The sequence below is a fragment of the Rhodococcus wratislaviensis genome, assembly GCF_900455735.1.
GTDB lineage: Bacteria > Actinomycetota > Actinomycetes > Mycobacteriales > Mycobacteriaceae > Rhodococcus_F > Rhodococcus_F wratislaviensis.
Genome location: NZ_UAUI01000025.1, coordinates 176,080 through 193,192 on the forward strand (window position 1 = coordinate 176,080; position 17,113 = coordinate 193,192).

Here is a 17,113-nt window from a genome sequence, read left to right on the forward strand (position 1 = left end):
CGTGCTCGACGTCAACTTCTTCGATGAACTCCGCATTGGCCTCGCCAGTGCAGAGGACATCCGCAATTGGTCCTACGGCGAGGTCAAGAAGCCGGAGACCATCAACTACCGCACGCTCAAGCCCGAGAAGGACGGCCTCTTCTGCGAGAAGATCTTCGGCCCCACCCGGGACTGGGAGTGCTACTGCGGCAAGTACAAGCGTGTCCGCTTCAAGGGCATCATCTGTGAGCGCTGCGGTGTCGAGGTGACCCGCGCCAAGGTTCGGCGTGAGCGCATGGGACACATCGAACTGGCTGCCCCGGTCACGCACATCTGGTACTTCAAGGGCGTGCCCAGCCGTCTCGGCTACCTGCTCGACCTGGCGCCGAAGGATCTCGAAAAGATCATCTACTTCGCCGCGTACGTCATCGTCGGTGTCGACGAGGAACTGCGTCACAACGAGCTGTCCACTCTCGAAGCCGAGATGCAGGTCGAGAAGAAGTCCGTCGCGGATCAGCGCGACGCCGACCTCGAGGCACGCGCTCAGAAGCTCGAAGCCGACATCGCCGAGCTGGAGGCGGAGGGCGCCAAGTCCGACGTCCGCCGCAAGGTCAAGGACGGCGGCGAGCGCGAGATGCGTCAGCTCCGCGACCGCGCGCAGCGTGAGCTGGACCGTCTCGACGAGATCTGGACCACGTTCACCAAGCTCAGCGTCAAGCAGCTCATCGTCGACGAACTGCTGTACCGCGAACTCGTCGACCGCTACGGCGAGTACTTCACGGGCGCCATGGGTGCCGAGTCGATCCAGAAGCTCATGGAGAGCTTCGACATCGACGCCGAGGCCGAGAACCTCCGCGAGACCATCCGCAGCGGCAAGGGGCAGAAGAAGCTCCGCGCACTGAAGCGTCTCAAGGTCGTCGCAGCCTTCCAGGTCAACCAGAACTCGCCCATGGGCATGGTTCTGAACGCCGTCCCGGTGATCCCACCGGAGCTGCGTCCGATGGTTCAGCTCGACGGTGGCCGCTTCGCCACCTCCGACCTGAACGACCTGTACCGCCGCGTGATCAACCGCAACAACCGCCTCAAGCGACTGATCGACCTCGGTGCCCCCGAGATCATCGTCAACAACGAGAAGCGGATGCTGCAGGAGTCCGTGGACGCGCTGTTCGACAACGGCCGTCGTGGCCGTCCCGTCACGGGTCCCGGTAACCGTCCGCTGAAGTCCCTGAGCGACCTGCTCAAGGGCAAGCAGGGTCGTTTCCGTCAGAACCTGCTCGGTAAGCGCGTCGACTACTCGGGTCGTTCCGTCATCGTCGTCGGCCCGCAGCTCAAGCTGCACCAGTGCGGTCTGCCGAAGCTGATGGCTCTCGAGCTGTTCAAGCCGTTCGTGATGAAGCGCCTGGTCGACCTGAACCACGCGCAGAACATCAAGTCCGCCAAGCGGATGGTGGAACGTCAGCGCGCACAGGTGTGGGACGTCCTCGAAGAGGTCATCGCCGAGCACCCCGTGCTGCTGAACCGTGCACCGACGCTGCACCGCCTGGGCATCCAGGCATTCGAGCCGCAGCTGGTCGAGGGTAAGGCCATTCAGCTCCACCCGCTGGTGTGTGAGGCCTTCAACGCCGACTTCGACGGTGACCAGATGGCCGTGCACCTTCCGCTGTCCGCGGAGGCGCAGGCCGAGGCTCGCATCCTGATGCTGTCGTCGAACAACATCCTGTCGCCCGCGTCGGGTCGACCGCTCGCCATGCCCCGTCTGGACATGGTCACCGGTCTGTACCACCTGACCCGGTTGGACGAGGGTGCGATCGGCGAGCTCGCAGCGTCGACCAGTGACGAGGCGGAGCAGGGCGTGTATTCCTCGCCTGCCGAGGCTCAGATGGCCGTCGATCGTGGCGCGCTCGTCGTGCAGGCGAAGATCAAGGTGCGGCTCACGCAGCAGCGCCCGCCTCGCGACATCGAGTCGGAGCTGTTCCCCGAGGGCTGGAACTACGGTGACGGCTGGACCGCGGAGACGACGCTGGGTCGCGTGCTCTTCAACGAGCTGCTGCCCGCGGACTACCCGTTCGTCAACGAGCAGATGCCGAAGAAGCGTCAGGCGACGATCATCAACGATCTCGCGGAGCGTTACCCCATGATCGTGGTCGCGCAGACCGTCGACAAGCTGAAGGACGCCGGTTTCTACTGGGCCACGCGTTCGGGTGTCACGGTCTCGATCTCCGACGTCCTCGTGCCGCCGGAGAAGGCTCAGATCATGGAGTCCTTCGAGGCTCAGGCCGATCAGATCGAGAAGAAGTACCAGCGTGGTGCCCTGAACAAGACCGAGCGCAACAGCGCCCTGGTCAAGATCTGGTCCGAGGCCACCGACGAGGTCGGTAAGGCCATGGAGGCCCACTTCCCCGACGACAACCCGATCCCGATGATCGTGAAGTCCGGCGCCGCCGGCAACATGACTCAGGTTCGTTCGCTCGCCGGTATGAAGGGTCTGGTGACCAACCCGAAGGGTGAGTTCATCCCGCGTCCGATCAAGTCTTCCTTCAAGGAAGGCCTGACCGTTCTCGAGTACTTCATCAACACGCACGGTGCCCGTAAGGGTCTGGCCGATACCGCGCTCCGCACCGCCGACTCGGGTTACCTGACCCGTCGTCTGGTGGACGTCTCGCAGGACGTCATCGTCCGCGAGGTCGACTGTGGAACCGAGCGCGGCATCGTTACCACGATCGCCGAGAAGCAGGCCGACGGCACGCTGATCCGCGACGCTCACGTGGAGACGAGCACGTACGCCCGCACCCTGGCCGCCGACGCGGTCGACGAGAACGGCAACGTCATCGTCGAGCGTGGACACGACCTGGGTGACCCGGCTATCGACGCGCTGCTCGAGGCAGGCATCACGCAGGTCAAGGTCCGTTCGGTGCTCACCTGCACCACCGGCACCGGCGTCTGCGCCACCTGCTACGGCCGCTCCATGGCCACCGGCAAGCTCGTCGACATCGGTGAGGCCGTCGGTATCGTCGCCGCGCAGTCCATCGGTGAGCCCGGTACCCAGCTGACCATGCGTACGTTCCACCAGGGTGGTGTCGCCGGAGACGACATCACCGGTGGTCTGCCGCGTGTTCAGGAGCTGTTCGAGGCCCGCGTCCCCAAGGGCAAGGCCCCGATCGCCGACGTCAGTGGCCGCGTGCAGCTCGAGGACGGCGACCGCTTCTACAAGATCACCATCGTCCCGGACGACGGTGGCGAAGAGGTTGTCTACGACAAGCTCTCGAAGCGTCAGCGTCTGCGTGTCTTCAAGCACGACGACGGCACCGAACGCCTTCTGGCCGACGGTGACCACGTCGAGGTCGGTCAGCAGCTCATGGAAGGTGCTGCCGATCCGCACGAGGTGCTGCGTGTCATGGGCCCCCGTCAGGTGCAGATCCACCTCGTCAACGAGGTCCAGGAGGTGTACCGGAGCCAGGGTGTGTCGATCCACGACAAGCACATCGAGGTCATCGTGCGCCAGATGCTGCGTCGCGTGACGATCATCGATTCGGGCGCCACGGAGTTCCTGCCCGGTTCGCTGACCGAGCGTGCGGACTTCGAAGCGGCCAACCGCCGTGTCGTCGCCGAGGGTGGCGAGCCGGCAGCCGGACGTCCGGTGCTGATGGGTATCACCAAGGCATCGCTGGCGACCGACTCGTGGCTGTCCGCGGCGTCGTTCCAGGAGACCACTCGCGTCTTGACCGATGCGGCGATCAACTGCCGCTCGGACAAGCTGATCGGTCTGAAGGAAAACGTGATCATCGGAAAGCTGATCCCTGCCGGTACCGGTATCAACCGTTACCGCAACATTCAGGTGCAGCCGACCGAAGAGGCCCGCGCTGCTGCGTACGCGGTTCCGTCCTACGACGACCAGTACTACAGCCCGGACGGCTTCGGCCAGAACACCGGTGCCGCGGTGCCGCTGGACGATTACGGTTTCAGCAACGATTACCGGTAGGCGCTCCGCGCCCGTGAGCGGTTGACGAGTCCTCGGACTCGCCGAGCACTCACCAAGGACGAAGGCCCCACCCCTCTCTCTTCGGGGGTGGGGCCTTCATCTGTTTCCATGCCTTGTCGCCCGCCATGCCTTGTCGCCGGATGTTCACCGTTGCTAGCGTCGGATGATGGCCCGGTCGAGGTTCGCCATCGCACTCCTGATCGCCGTCGTCGTGGGGGCCGCGACCTCCTGCACGGCGTCGGACGACCAGCAGGGCGAGGCGACGTCGTCGTCGGCGCCTGCCGCGTCCGCCGGTCCCGCGGTGCTCACTCCGGTGGTCGCGGATGTGGTGGCCCCACCGATCCCGGTGACGGGCAGCGACGGTCGCGTGCACCTGGCCTACGAACTGCGGCTGACGAACACCGGGTCGCAGCCGGCGACGATTACGTCGCTGCAGGTGAAGGGTGACGGCCGCACGCTGGTGGACCTGAGCGGCGACGCGCTGACGCCGTGGTTCCAGGCCCTCGGCGGAGGCCCGAAGACCGGCACCGTCCTCGCCCCCGGACAGCAGGGGCTGGTGTGGATCGACGCGACGCTGAACAGTCCCGACGACGTGCCCGGCAGTCTCGGCCACGTCGTGAACGTCGACTTCCCGCAGGCGACGTCACTCGTGCCGTCGCAGCTCGCCGAGAACGTGGCGGACACCGAAGTCGACACCCGCGACGCCGTCCGTATCCGCGCGCCCCTCGACGGTCCACGCTGGCTCGACGGCACCGGCTGCTGCACGGTCACGTCCCACCGCGCGGCCGTCCTGCCGATCAACGGCCGGATGCTCGCCGCCGAGCGCTTCGCGATCGATTTCGTCCAGCTCGACGAACAGGGACGCATCTACGTCGGTGACCAGACCCAGCTGTCCAGCTACGAGTACTACGGCGCACCGGTCCGCGCGGTGTCGGACGGCAAGGTGATCGCCGTCGTTGGCGATCTGTCCGAACAGGTTCCGGGTGCCACTCCGCAGGGACTGCCCCTCGACCAGTACGGCGGAAACCACGTCGTCCAGGACATCGGGAACGGGCGGTACGCGTTCTACGCGCACCTGCAGCCCGGCAGCGTCGACGACATCAGTGTCGGCCAGGACCTGCGGGCGGGAGACCAGATCGGGCTGCTGGGCAACAGCGGAAACACCGACGCGCCGCATCTGCACTTCCATCTGATGGACGGGCCGGACTTTCTGGCGGCGAACGGCATTCCGTTCGAATTCGAGAACTTCGACCTCGACGGACGGGTGACGGGGGAGAGCCTCGAGGCCGCCGCGACCGCCGGCGCCCCGGTGGTCGACGAGGCGGGGACGCAGACCGGATCGCGCAGCGACGAGATGCCGCTGTACCTCGACGTCGTGACGTTCCCGGGCAGCTAGCCGAGGAGCCCGCGCTCGACGAACCGGGTGAGCGCGGCGATGCCCTCGTCGTCGCCGCCGTCCCACAGGCCCACGAAGGCCGTCGCCACCGCGGCGATCAGCCGGGCACTGACCTCGGGGCCGCCGGGGAGGTGCGCCCCGTCCGCGGCGAGGGCCCTGAGGAGTTCGGCCCACGGCTTCATCTGCTCGATCCCGAAGTCGTGCATCCGCTGCGCGAAGTCGGGATCGACGAGGGCTGCGTCGCGGAGCGCGGCCATCACGGTGCGATGCCGCGCCTGAAGTTGCCAGAACACGGCGAGATGAGGGCCGAGGTCCCGCAGATCGCCGGGGGACGTGGTGATGAGTGCGTCCGCGTCGTCGCCGATGTCGTCCGCGAGCGCGAGGAGCAACGCTTCCTTGCCGTCGAAATGGTTGTAGAACGAACCCGCGGCCTTGCCGGCCTCGGTGGTGATGTCGGTGATGGTGGCGTTCAGGTAACCCTTGCGTTCGAAGACCACTCTGGCTGCGTCGAGCAGGTCCTGGCGTGTCTGAGCGGCCTTCTCCTGTCGGGTGGTCACTGCGCTTTCCCCATCTCCTCGCCGCTCGCGTGCCCTCGCTCGAGCCGGTTCTCGTCCCGTGAAGACTATCCTCGACCACACTTGTCCGATATGCGTGGTTCGCTGAACGGAGACGAGATGTCCGAGAAGAAGATCGACCGCGTCAAGACCGAGTCGGCACTCGAAGTGCTGCGGGAAAGCCCCACGATCGCACTCATCACCGTGGCACCGGCGCTGGTCGTCTTCGGGGTGGTGTGGTGGCTGTTCGGATTCTGGTCGGCCCTCGTGCTGGTCCTGATTCTGGGTGTCGTCGCCGTCGTCGGCCGGAAGCTGTTCTGACGCCGCTACCGCGGAACGTGAAACGCGGCGAGTGACGCCGCGCTCGACGTCAGTTCGTCCCATTCGCACGGCACCGTGAGGACGGCGAGCGCAGACGTCGGGAACTTCTCCCGCATCAGGTTGGCATCCCCGGTATCGGGGTTGCCCGCCAGATCCAGTGCCGTCGACGGCATGCCGGGAACATGCCCGACCACGAGCAGCGTGCGTACCGACGGTTCGACCCGCACGATCTCCATGAGCACCTCGGACGGGTACGCGCCGTACAACTCCTCGGCGAACCGGGCGGGAGCGCCGACCCGGGTCGCCTCCAGCGTTTCCCGGGTGCGGCGAGCGGTCGAACACAGCACGGCGTCGATCGGCGGCTGAGTCGACCGCAGCCACTCACCGGCCAGTCCTGCCTGCTTGCGTCCGCGCGGCGCCAACGGCCGCTCGTGATCCGCGACCCCCTCCGGGTACGCCGACTTGCCGTGGCGCATCAGGATCAGGGTGCGATTCCGCGACGAGCTGTGCGAGGCCATGGCTAGACGCTAGCTCCCCACGCCGGCACGTTCACTGTCGAGCTGGGCCATCTGCGCGGGCGCGTAGCGTTCCCCGGCGACTGCGGTGTCGGGAACCGCTGCGGCGATGGCCGCGAGGTCACCGGCACCGAGGTGGACGTCGAGTGCGCCGAGCGTCTCCGCGAGCCGGGCGACGGTACGCGCTCCGACGACGGGCACGATGTCGTCGCCCTGGGCGAGAACCCACGCGATCGCCAGCTGCGCGACGCTCACCCCGTGCTGCGCGGCCACGGCGGCGAGCGAGTCGACGAGGGTGAGGTTCTGCCGGAGGTTCTCGCCCTGGAACCGGGGGCTGTGCGCGCGGAAGTCGTCGGCCGCGAGAGTCTGGTCGGTGCGCAGCGAGTCGCTGAGCAGGCCTCGGGAGAGCACGCCGTAGGCGGTCACGCCGATCCCGAGTTCCCGGCAGAGCGGCAGGATCTCGGTTTCGATCCCCCGGGAGATGAGCGAGTACTCGATCTGCAGATCCACGATCGGGTGCACCGCCGCCGCTCGGCGAAGGGTCTCGGGACCCACCTCGGACAGGCCGATGTGGCGCACGTAGCCGGCCTCGACGAGTTCACCGATCGTTCCCACGGTGTCCTCGATCGGCACGGCGGGGTCGAGACGGGCGGGGCGGTAGACGTCGATGTAGTCGACGCCGAGACGCTGCAGCGAGTATGCGAGGAAGTTGCGGATCGACTCGGGTCGCGTGTCGACTCCGGCCCACGTGCCGCCGGGCCCGCGCAGACCGCCGAACTTGACGCTGAGGGTCACGTCCTCGCGTCGGCGGCCGGCGAGGGCCTTGCCGATCAGGGACTCGTTGTGGCCCGATCCGTAGAAGTCCCCGGTGTCGACGAGGTCGATCCCGGCGTCGAGCGCCGCGTGGATGGTGGCGACGGACTCCACGTCGTCCGTCCTGCCGTACATCCCGGACATCCCCATGGCGCCGAGGCCGAGCCGGCTGACGGTGGGACCGGTGGTTCCGAGTGCGGTGGTGCTGATCATGTTCTGCTCCGATGGTCGGTGTCTGTTCCGGACTGACACCAGCGTCGCCGTCGCCGGGAGCGGCAACCAGAGACCGTTCATCGGGGGACCGGCGATCCCTGGCAGCGCCCCGGTGGGTCCGGCACAGTTGATGCATGAACCGCTCCGAGTTGGCCGATTTCCTCCGCCGTCGCAGGGAACAGCTCGTTCCGGCCGACGTCGGATTGCCACCGGGACTGCGTCGGCGGACGCCGGGGCTCCGGCGCGACGAGGTGGCGATGCTCGCGGGTATGTCGACGGATTACTACACGCGACTCGAGCAGGCACGCGGCCCGCATCCGTCGACGCAGGTCCTGGCGTCGATCGCGCGGGCGCTGCGGCTGACCGACGATCAGCGCGACCACCTCTACCTGCTGTCGGGACAGGTGCCGCCGATGCGGGCCGCGGGAAACAAGCACGTCGGACCGGGACTGCTGCACCTGCTCGACAAGCTCGACGACACCCCGGGCTGCGTCATCTCGGATCTCGGGGAAGTTCTGGTCCAGAACCGCATGCACGTGATCCTGTTCGGCGACGCGTCCCGGTATTCAGGTCTCGACCGGTACGTGCCGTGGCGGTGGTTCGCGCACACCGGCGAGCGCGGGATGTTTCCCGAGGACGATCACGAGCGGCTCGCCGGAAACCACGTCGCGGATCTGCGGGCGACGGCCGCCCGGCGGGCCGGTGACGCCGACGTGACGGAACTGGTGGACCGCCTCTACGAGAGCAGCGCGGAGTTCGCGGCGCTCTGGGACCGACACGATGTGGCCGTCCGGCGGTCCGACACCAAGACCGTCCTCCACGCCGAGGTCGGACGCATCGACCTCGTCTGCGAGACGCTGCTGACCCCGAGCGCCTACCAGCATCTGCTCGTGTACATGCCGCAGCCGGGCTCCGACGCGCGGGCCAGGCTCGACCTGTTGCGGGTGATCGGCACCCAGCAAATGGTCTGATCAGGTGGCGAGGGGCCCGACCCGGGCCACGGCGCGCAGGGCGTCGTCGACCAGGAACCATACGGTCAGCGACGTCTCGTCCCGCCGCGAACGCAGGACGATCTCGTCGGTCGACACGATGGGCGAGAGGTACTCGAGCACGGCGCGATGGGGGTTGTCGACGAGGCGGCCGCCGCCCGGATGCTCGTGGTCGGCGATCAGTTCTTCGACGGCTTGCCAGTAGACGGCGTTGTTGACGTGGTCGAATGGGTCGATGTCGGTGCGGCGCAGGACGAACTCGGTATCCACGATGCCGTCCTCGTCGGCGGCCGGAGCATTCTCGACGAGCCACCGCTTCCACTTGAGCCGGTGTTCCTCCGCCGACTCCCCGAGGCGTTCGATGAACCCGTCGTCGATGCGGGTGGGCATTCCCGTTTCGCCGCTGATGTGGATCCAGAAACCTTCGGTCTCGATGAGGGCGCCCGCCTCACCCTCGATCTGGACCCGCATGTTCGTCCAGCGGGTCGACAGCGCCGAGCACCAGCGCCGGAGGTGCACCCGCTCGGGCCACACCGCGGGCCGGACGACGTCGATGACGGTGCGCCGGACGATCCACAGCGGGTGGCTGTCGGCGGCGTCGACCGCGTCGAGGTTGTCCAGACCCGCGTCCTGCAGATAACGCGCGATCCCGTCGAGGCGCAGACGCTTGGCCGCATCGATGTCGCCGGTGCGGACCGGCCAGGACGTCTCGAAGACGCGGCCACGTGAGGGTCGAGCGGCGAGGGGTCGGTCGAGTGCCAAGATGCGGTTCCTTCGCTTGTGGACGGAGCCCTGATTCTTCCATCCGGCACCGGTGCTTGTTTGCGGACGCGATTCTCAGTACAGTTCATATAACTGTTACTACGTGTAACACAAACGAGTTCGATGGTCCGGACAGGTGTGAGGAAACCGCAATGGCATATGTCATCACCCAGGCGTGCTGCAACGACGCGAGCTGCGTCTCCGCATGCCCCGTGAACTGCATCCATCCGACACCGGAGGAGCGGGAATTCGCGCAGACCGAGATGCTGCACATCGACCCGGCAACCTGCATCGACTGCGGGGCCTGCGTCGATGCCTGTCCGGTCGACGCGATCTTCCCGGAAGACAAGCTCGTCGGCTCGCTCGCCCGCTACAAGGACATCAACGCCGAGTACTACACGACCAACCCCATGCCGACCGGGTGGATCCCTCTCACGCCCGCGACTCCGCCGCGCCGCGACCTCGGGAAGCTCCGGGTCGCCGTCGTCGGCGCCGGGCCCGCGGCCTGCTACGCCGCCGGTGAACTGCTCGAACGTTCGGACGTCGAGGTCGAGATGTTCGAGAAGCTCCCGACGCCGTGGGGACTCGTCCGCGCCGGTGTCGCGCCCGACCACCCGGGCACCAAGGAGGTGACCCGGATGTTCGAGTGGAGCCTCGACCGGCCGAACTTCGAGTTCCACCTCAACGTCGAGGTCGGCAAACACGTCACCCACGACGAGCTGCTGGAGAACCACCACGCCGTGATCTACGCCGTCGGGGCGTCGAGCGACCGGCGTCTGGGAATCGCGGGCGAGGATCTTCCCGGCGTACACGCCGCCACCGAGTTCGTGGCCTGGTACAACGGCCACCCGGACTACGCGGAGCGCACGTTCGACCTGTCCGCGAAGCGCGCGGTGATCGTCGGCAACGGCAACGTCGCGCTCGACGTGGCCCGCATCCTCACGATGAACGTCGAGGAGCTGGAACGGACGGACATCGCCGATCATGCCCTCGCCGCGCTGCGGCGCAGCAACATCGAGGAGGTCGTGCTCCTCGGCCGCCGCGGGCCCGCGCAGGCCGCCTACAGCAACCCCGAGTTCCTGGCGCTCGGCGACCTCGAGAACGTGGACGTCGTCATCGACGACGCCGACCTCGACCTCGACCCGGCCAGCGAGGCGCTGCTCGACGAACCCGCCACCGCGATGAAGGTCCGGCTGGCGCGGGAGTTCGCGCAGCGTGCCCCACGGCCCGGTCACAAGCGCATCGTGTTCCGCTACCTGACGTCGCCGCTCGAGGTCACCGGATCCGGCAAGGCCGAGGCCCTGCGCTACGGACGCAACGAACTGGTGGTCGACGAGTCCGGCACGTTGTCCGCCCGGGCCCGGGGCGAGGAAGGCTCGCTGGACACCTCGCTCGTCCTGCGATCCATCGGATACCGCGGCAACCCCGTCGGCGGTGTCGCGTTCGACGAGAAGCGCGGCGTGATCCCCAACGAGCACGGCCGGGTCACCGACCGGGTGTACGTGACCGGATGGATCAAGCGCGGTCCCAGCGGTGTCATCGGCACCAACAAGGCGTGCGCCAAGGAGACGGTGTCGTCGCTGCTCGCGGATTTCGAGGCAGGAGAACTCCTCGGCACGGTCGGCACCCGCAAGGACGTGAAGAAGCTGATCGAGCGGCGCCAGCCGGAACAGATCGGCTTCCCCGGGTGGCGGGCGATCGACAAGGCGGAGACCGGCCGCGCCGAGGGGTCCGGCCGGCCCCGCGTGAAGATGACCGACAAGGTCGAGCTGGTGTCCGTCGCCCGTAGGCGGAAGCGGCTCTTCGCTCGTTGACGCCTCCCGCCACCCCTGCGCGTCTAGTGTTTCGAGCATGCGCGCAGTGGTGGTGACGGAGCTGTCGGGGCCGGGCGGCATGACGCTGCAGGACATACCCGAACCGGCGGCCGAGGGGCTGGTCCTGATCGACGTCAAGGCCAGCGGCGTGTGCTTCCCCGACCTGCTGATCAGCTACGGCAAATATCAGCTCGGCCCCGAGCTGCCTTTCGTTCCCGGCGCCGAAGTCGCGGGTGTGGTGGTGTCGGCACCGGCCGACAGCGGATTCGAGCCCGGTCACCGGGTGCTCGCGGCGTCGCAGGTCGGCGGTTACGCCGAACGGGTCGCAGTGCTGCCGGCGCAGGTGCTGCCCATTCCGTCGATCCTGGATTTCGACGAAGCGGCGTCGCTGATCGTCAATTACCAGACGATGGAATTCGCGCTGGAGCGCCGGGCTCGGCTGCGGGCAGGCGAAACCGTCGTCGTCCTCGGCGCGGCGGGTGGGGTGGGGACGTCCACCATCCAGCTGGCGAAGGCCCACGGCGCCCGCGTGATCGCGGTGGTGCGCCGGGACGGGGCCGACGACTTCCTGCGCGAACTGGGGGCCGACGAGGTCGTCCGCCTCGAAGACGGCTGGGGCGCCCGGGTCCGTGAACTGACCGGCGGCCGGGGCGCGCAGATCGTGGTCGACCCGGTCGGCGGCGACGCATTCGACGAGGCCGTCCGGGTACTGGCCCCGGAAGGCCGGCTCGTCGTGATCGGTTTCGCGGGAGGGGCGATCCCCGAGGTCAAGGTGAACCGGGTGCTGTTCCGCAACATCAGCATCGTGGGTGCGGCGTGGGGTGAGTTCATCCGGAACGAACCGAATGCGCTGGAAGAGGTGCATGCCGCGTTGGTCCGGCACGTGGAGCGCGGATTGCGTCCCGTGGTCACGTCCCGGTATCCGCTCGAGCAGGCTGCGGATGCGCTGCGCGATCTCGAGGCCGGCCTCGTGCTGGGCAAAGCAGTGCTCGTCCAGGACTGAACCCGCAGGTCGAGCGTGCCGCCGGGGAATGTGATACCTGACACCATTTATTCGGTTGCGCCATAGTTGCCCTTGGGCAATAGTTGCATGAGCGCTAGCATTCGAGGGTGCCCGACAAATCTCCTGATCTTCTCTTCGAACTACTCAACGATTTCTTCACCCAGGTGTTGAGTGCGGGGGAGTCGGAGTCGATGGACAACCTCATCGAGCTGGACCTCACGTTTTCGCAGGTGCGGATGCTCTTCGCGCTGGTTCAGCACGGTGAGCCACTTCCGATCAACGAGGTGGCCGAACGGTTGCGGCTCTCGGTGGCCGCGGCGGGCCGGAATGTCGATCAACTCGTGAAACTGGGTCTGGTCGTTCGCCGGGAGGACGAACGCGATCGGCGGGTCAAGCGGGTCTCCTTGTCGGAGGCCGGACATAAGGTCGCTACCCAGCACATCGAATGCAAGCGTGATCAGTTGCGACGGTTCGCATGGCGGGTTCCGGAGATCGAGCGGACTCGGCTGATCGAGGCACTACAACCGATCCTCGCGGGGGAGTCCCTGCGAGAACTCAACCAGGAGATACTCGGATGACATCGCCGACCGCCGCGAACGCGGCGCCCGACAAGCTCGACGGCACGGTCCTCAAGATCGCGTCCGTGGTGGTGCTCGGTGCCATCATGTCGATCCTCGACGTGACCGTCGTCAGCGTCGCGTTGCCGACGTTCGCCACGGAATTCGACACCACGTACGCCACCGTCGCATGGACGATGACCGCGTACACGCTCGCCCTGGCCACCGTCATCCCCGTCACCGGGTGGGCGGCCGACCGATTCGGCACCAAGCGTCTCTACATGACGGCGCTCGTGCTGTTCGTCCTCGGCTCGGTGCTCTGTAGCTTCGCGTGGGACATCACGTCGCTCATCGGCTTCCGCGTCCTGCAGGGCCTCGGCGGCGGCATGTTGATGCCGCTGGGTATGACGATCATGACGAAGGCGGCCGGCCCCGACCGCGTCGGCCGGGTCATGGCGGTTCTCGGAATCCCCATGCTGCTCGGCCCGATCGGTGGTCCGATCCTCGGCGGCTGGCTGATCGAGGCGGCGAGCTGGCACTGGATCTTCCTGATCAACCTGCCCATCGGCATCATCGCTCTGGCTGCTGCGTTCATCATCCTGCCGTCCGACAACGCGTCGCCCTCGGAGTCGTTCGACTTCCTCGGCATGCTGCTGCTCTCGCCGGGTCTGGCACTGTTCCTGTTCGGTGTGTCCTCCATCCCGGAGGTGGGCACGGTCGCTTCGGCTCGTGTGCTCGTGTCCGGTGCGATCGGCCTGGCGCTGATCGTCGCGTTCGTGTTCCACGCACTCCGCAAGGATCACCCGCTGATCGATCTGCACCTGTTCAAGAACCGGCAGCTGTCGGTCGCGGTCATCACGACCTCGCTGTTCATCGTCGCGTTCATGGGTGCCGGTCTGCTGTTCCCCAGCTACTTCATCCAGGTCGGCGGGCACACCACGCTCGCGGCCGGTCTGCTGATGGCTCCGCAGGGTATCGGCGCGATGCTGACCATGCCGGTGGCCGGACGTCTCGTCGACAAGATCGGCCCCGGCAAGATCGTGCTGACGGGTTTGCCGCTGATCCTGATCGGTCTCGGTGTCTTCACACAGGTGGCGTCGGACTCGCCGACCTGGCTGCTGATGGGTGCGCTGTTCGTGATGGGCATGGGCATGGGCTGCACGATGATGCCGCTGATGACCGCAGCGATCGTCACGCTGTCCAACGAGCAGGTTGCGCGCGGTTCCACGCTGATGAACATCGTCCAGCAGACCGCCGGTTCGATCGGTACCGCCGTCATGTCGGTGGTCCTCACCAACCAGCTGCTCGATCGCGGTCTCGACAGCCAGACCGTCGCGATGCAGCACGTGCCCGAGGTCGCCGCGCAGGAGCCTCCCGGGATGGTGGACCAGGTCCTGAGCCAGGCCGCCGATGCGTTCGGCAACACGTTCCTGGTCGCCACCGTGCTGATCGCTTTGACGCTCATCCCGGCGTTCATGCTGCCGCGGAAGAAGTCGGTCAACCCGCGTCTCGAGGCCGAAGATGCCCCGACGGTCATGATGCACTGATCGGGTTCGTTCGAACGTCGCCGAGGGCGGCAAGCGCACTGCGCTTGCCGCCCTCGGCTGTTTCCGGAATAGGTCGAAGTGGTTGAATGTTGCAATAGGTTCATGCAAACGCATGGAGTTCTGGCGCGAGAGGAACAGCTATGCAGTTCGGAATCTTCACCGTCGGCGACGTGACCCCCGATCCCACCACCGGCCGCACTCCCACCGAGCACGAGCGCATCAAGGCGATGACGACCATCGCCAAGCATGCGGAGGACGTCGGACTCGACGTGTTCGCCACCGGCGAGCACCACAACCCGCCGTTCGTGCCGTCGTCCCCGACCACCATGCTCGGCTACCTCGCAGCGCAGACCGAGAAGATCGTCCTGTCGACGTCCACCACGCTGATCACCACCAACGACCCGGTGAAGATCGCCGAGGACTACGCGATGCTGCAGCATCTCGCGGACGGCCGGGTGGATCTCATGATGGGTCGCGGGAACACGGCCCCCGTCTACCCGTGGTTCGGTCAGGACATCCGCCAGGGGATTCCGCTGGCGCTGGAGCACTACCGGCTGCTGCGCCGCCTGTGGGACGAGGACGTCGTGGACTGGCAGGGCCAGTTCCGCACCCCGCTGCAGGGGTTCACCTCGACGCCGCGTCCGCTCGACGGCATCCCGCCGTTCGTGTGGCACGGATCGATCCGCAGCCCGGAGATCGCCGAGATCGCCGCGTTCCACGGTGACGGCTTCTTCGCCAACAACATCTTCTGGCCGAAGGAGCACTACATCGCCCTGATCAACCTCTACCGCGAGCGGTACGAGCACTACGGTCACGGCCGCGCGGACCAGGCGATCGTCGGACTGGGCGGGCAGGTGTTCATGCGCAGGAACGCCAAGGACGCCGTCGACGAGTTCCGGCCGTATTTCGACAACGCCCCGGTCTACGGCCACGGGCCGAGTCTCGAGGACTTCACCGATCAGACCCCGCTGACCGTCGGCACACCGGAGCAGGTGATCGAGAAGACCTTGACGTTCGCCGACTTCTTCGGCGACTACCAGCGGCAGTTGTTCCTCGTCGACCATGCGGGGCTTCCCCTGAAGACGGTGCTCGAGCAGCTGGATCTGCTCGGCGGCGAGGTCGTGCCCGTGCTGCGCAAGGAGCTCGCCGCCCGGCGACCTGCGGGCGTGCCGGACAATCCGCCGACGCACGCGTCGATGAAGGCCGATCGCGAGCCGGTCGATGCCGCCCGTCAGTAGGACCGAACGAGCGGCCGAGGCGTGGGAGGCTCTCTTCCGCGCCCAGGTCGCGGTGATGCGCAACCTCGCCGCCGACGACGTGTGGGACGAGCTGAGCATGCGCGAATACGACGTGCTGTTCACTCTCGCCCGGGCACCCGGACACAGACTGCGCCTGCATGATCTCAACCGGGAGATCCTGCTCAGCCAACCGTCGCTGAGCCGGCTGGTCGAGCGGCTGTCCGGCTCCGGATTCGTCACGCGGGAATGCGATCCCGGCGACCGCCGGGGGACCGTCGTCGCCCTGACGGACGAGGGTGCTCGTGTGCAGACGTCGGTCGGACGCAGGCACGCGGCGAGCATCCGGCGGCACGTCGGCCCGGCACTGTCCGACGACGAACTCGACACGCTCACCGAACTCTGCGCGAAACTGCGCGGCGCACAGGACTGACGGAAGGCACGATGGAGCAGTGAGCAATCTGGAGACGAATTCGGTGGAAGAGCGGTGCGAGTCGCACCCCGACGGCGGGGGCATCCAGGTGCTCGGCGCGCGCGAGGTCCCGCTCGGCGGTCCCCGCGCGATGCCGGTCCGGCGCACCCTCCCGCAGCGGGACCGGTCGCTGATCGGCGCCTGGTGCTTCGCCGACCACTACGGTCCGGACGATGTCGGGAAGACGGGCGGGATGAACGTGCCGCCGCATCCGCACACGGGACTGCAGACGGTGAGCTGGCTGTTCACCGGCGAGATCGAGCACCGCGACAGCATCGGTTCGCACGCGATGGTGCGTCCCGGTGAGCTCAACCTGATGACCGCCGGGCGGGGGATCGCGCACTCGGAGGTCTCGACACCGCAGACACGCATCCTGCACGGGGCGCAGCTGTGGGTGGCGTTGCCGGCGTCGGCGCAGGACGCGGAGCCGGCGTTCGAGACGTACGCACCCGACCCGGTCGAACTGGACGGCGCGACCGTGCGGGTGTTCCTCGGGAACACGGTGGGCTCCACCTCGCCGGTCCGCACGTTCACGCCGTTACTCGGCGCCGAGATCCTCCTGGAGCCGGGTGCGGACGTCACCCTCGACATCGAACGCGGCTTCGAGGTCGGGGTGCTCGTCGACGAGGGCGAGGTGCACCTGCGCGGAACCACACTGCGGTGGGCGGAACTCGGCTATCAGCCGCCCGGGGAGTCGCTGGTGGCGCTGCGCAACACGGGCGGAACCCGGGCCCGGCTGCTGCTGCTCGGCGGCGCACCGCTCGGTGAGCAGGTGATCATGTGGTGGAACTTCCTCGGCCGCAGCCACGAGGACATCGTCGGGTACCGCCGTGAGTGGCAGTCCGAGCTCCGGGGCGCGGCGCCCGCCGACCCCCGATTCGGCACGGTCGAGGGCTACGACGGCGATCCACTGCCCGCACCCGAACTGCCGAACAGCAGGCTGAAACCCCGCGGCTGAGACCGC

Annotated in this window: 15 protein-coding genes; 11 read left to right on the forward strand and 4 right to left on the reverse strand. The window is 67.3% G+C overall.

The features are described from left to right. The first annotated feature begins 1 nt into the window (after nt 1). Entirely contained in the window at nt 2-3,958 is a 3,957-nt protein-coding gene (locus DTA22_RS29590) for a DNA-directed RNA polymerase subunit beta' (RefSeq protein ID WP_005252128.1), read from the forward strand. 163 nt (nt 3,959-4,121) lie between these two features. Next, a complete protein-coding gene (locus DTA22_RS29595; RefSeq protein ID WP_112301803.1) occupies nt 4,122-5,354 on the forward strand; it encodes a M23 family metallopeptidase in 1,233 nt (410 codons plus the stop codon). Here DTA22_RS29595 and DTA22_RS29600 read toward each other — a convergent pair. Beyond that, entirely contained in the window at nt 5,351-5,911 is a 561-nt protein-coding gene (locus DTA22_RS29600; protein WP_112301804.1) for a TetR/AcrR family transcriptional regulator, read from the reverse strand. The genes DTA22_RS29595 and DTA22_RS29600 overlap by 4 nt on opposite strands. A 117-nt stretch (nt 5,912-6,028) precedes the next feature. On the opposite strand from DTA22_RS29600, the gene DTA22_RS29605 reads away from it, so the two are divergent. Beyond that, nucleotides 6,029-6,229 carry a hypothetical protein gene (locus tag DTA22_RS29605; RefSeq protein ID WP_005258232.1) on the forward strand — a complete coding sequence of 67 codons (201 nt, stop codon included), beginning with the start codon at nt 6,029-6,031 and terminating at the stop codon, nt 6,227-6,229. Nucleotides 6,230-6,234: 5 nt separating this feature from the next. On the opposite strand, the gene DTA22_RS29610 is transcribed toward DTA22_RS29605, so the two are convergent. Further along, nucleotides 6,235-6,747, reverse strand: a complete 513-nt coding sequence (locus DTA22_RS29610; protein WP_112301805.1) for a SixA phosphatase family protein — start codon at nt 6,745-6,747, stop codon at nt 6,235-6,237. A 9-nt stretch (nt 6,748-6,756) separates the two neighbouring features. Beyond that, entirely contained in the window at nt 6,757-7,770 is a 1,014-nt protein-coding gene (locus tag DTA22_RS29615; RefSeq protein ID WP_037233638.1) for an aldo/keto reductase, read from the reverse strand. A gap of 134 nt (nt 7,771-7,904) precedes the next feature. On the opposite strand from DTA22_RS29615, the gene DTA22_RS29620 reads away from it, so the two are divergent. Further along, nucleotides 7,905-8,741, forward strand: a complete 837-nt coding sequence (locus DTA22_RS29620; protein WP_112301806.1) for a helix-turn-helix transcriptional regulator — start codon at nt 7,905-7,907, stop codon at nt 8,739-8,741. Here the strand turns inward: DTA22_RS29620 and DTA22_RS29625 are convergent, their stop codons facing one another. Further along, entirely contained in the window at nt 8,742-9,521 is a 780-nt protein-coding gene (locus DTA22_RS29625) for an acyl-[acyl-carrier-protein] thioesterase (protein ID WP_037233540.1), read from the reverse strand. Between the two features lie 152 nt (nt 9,522-9,673). On the opposite strand from DTA22_RS29625, the gene DTA22_RS29630 reads away from it, so the two are divergent. From DTA22_RS29630 to DTA22_RS29660, 7 genes are all read left to right on the forward strand, one after another. Then, nucleotides 9,674-11,335: an FAD-dependent oxidoreductase gene (locus tag DTA22_RS29630; RefSeq protein ID WP_112301807.1), complete on the forward strand. Its 1,662-nt coding sequence runs from the start codon at nt 9,674-9,676 to the stop codon at nt 11,333-11,335. 37 nt (nt 11,336-11,372) lie between these two features. Next, nucleotides 11,373-12,338 carry an NADPH:quinone oxidoreductase family protein gene (locus DTA22_RS29635; RefSeq protein WP_112301808.1) on the forward strand — a complete coding sequence of 322 codons (966 nt, stop codon included), beginning with the start codon at nt 11,373-11,375 and terminating at the stop codon, nt 12,336-12,338. A 107-nt stretch (nt 12,339-12,445) separates the two neighbouring features. Next, nucleotides 12,446-12,916, forward strand: a complete 471-nt coding sequence (locus DTA22_RS29640; protein WP_037233548.1) for a MarR family winged helix-turn-helix transcriptional regulator — start codon at nt 12,446-12,448, stop codon at nt 12,914-12,916. Next, nucleotides 12,913-14,442: a DHA2 family efflux MFS transporter permease subunit gene (locus DTA22_RS29645; protein WP_037233551.1), complete on the forward strand. Its 1,530-nt coding sequence runs from the start codon at nt 12,913-12,915 to the stop codon at nt 14,440-14,442. The genes DTA22_RS29640 and DTA22_RS29645 overlap by 4 nt, the downstream gene beginning before the upstream one ends. 140 nt (nt 14,443-14,582) lie before the next feature. Beyond that, on the forward strand, nt 14,583-15,680 hold the full coding sequence (locus DTA22_RS29650; RefSeq protein ID WP_112301809.1) for an LLM class flavin-dependent oxidoreductase: 1,098 nt from the start codon (nt 14,583-14,585) through the stop codon (nt 15,678-15,680). Next, on the forward strand, nt 15,664-16,110 hold the full coding sequence (locus DTA22_RS29655; protein ID WP_112301810.1) for a MarR family winged helix-turn-helix transcriptional regulator: 447 nt from the start codon (nt 15,664-15,666) through the stop codon (nt 16,108-16,110). Before DTA22_RS29650 ends, DTA22_RS29655 begins: the two co-directional genes overlap by 17 nt. A gap of 19 nt (nt 16,111-16,129) precedes the next feature. Then, on the forward strand, nt 16,130-17,107 hold the full coding sequence (locus tag DTA22_RS29660) for a pirin family protein (RefSeq protein ID WP_112301811.1): 978 nt from the start codon (nt 16,130-16,132) through the stop codon (nt 17,105-17,107). Nucleotides 17,108-17,113 lie beyond the last annotated feature (6 nt).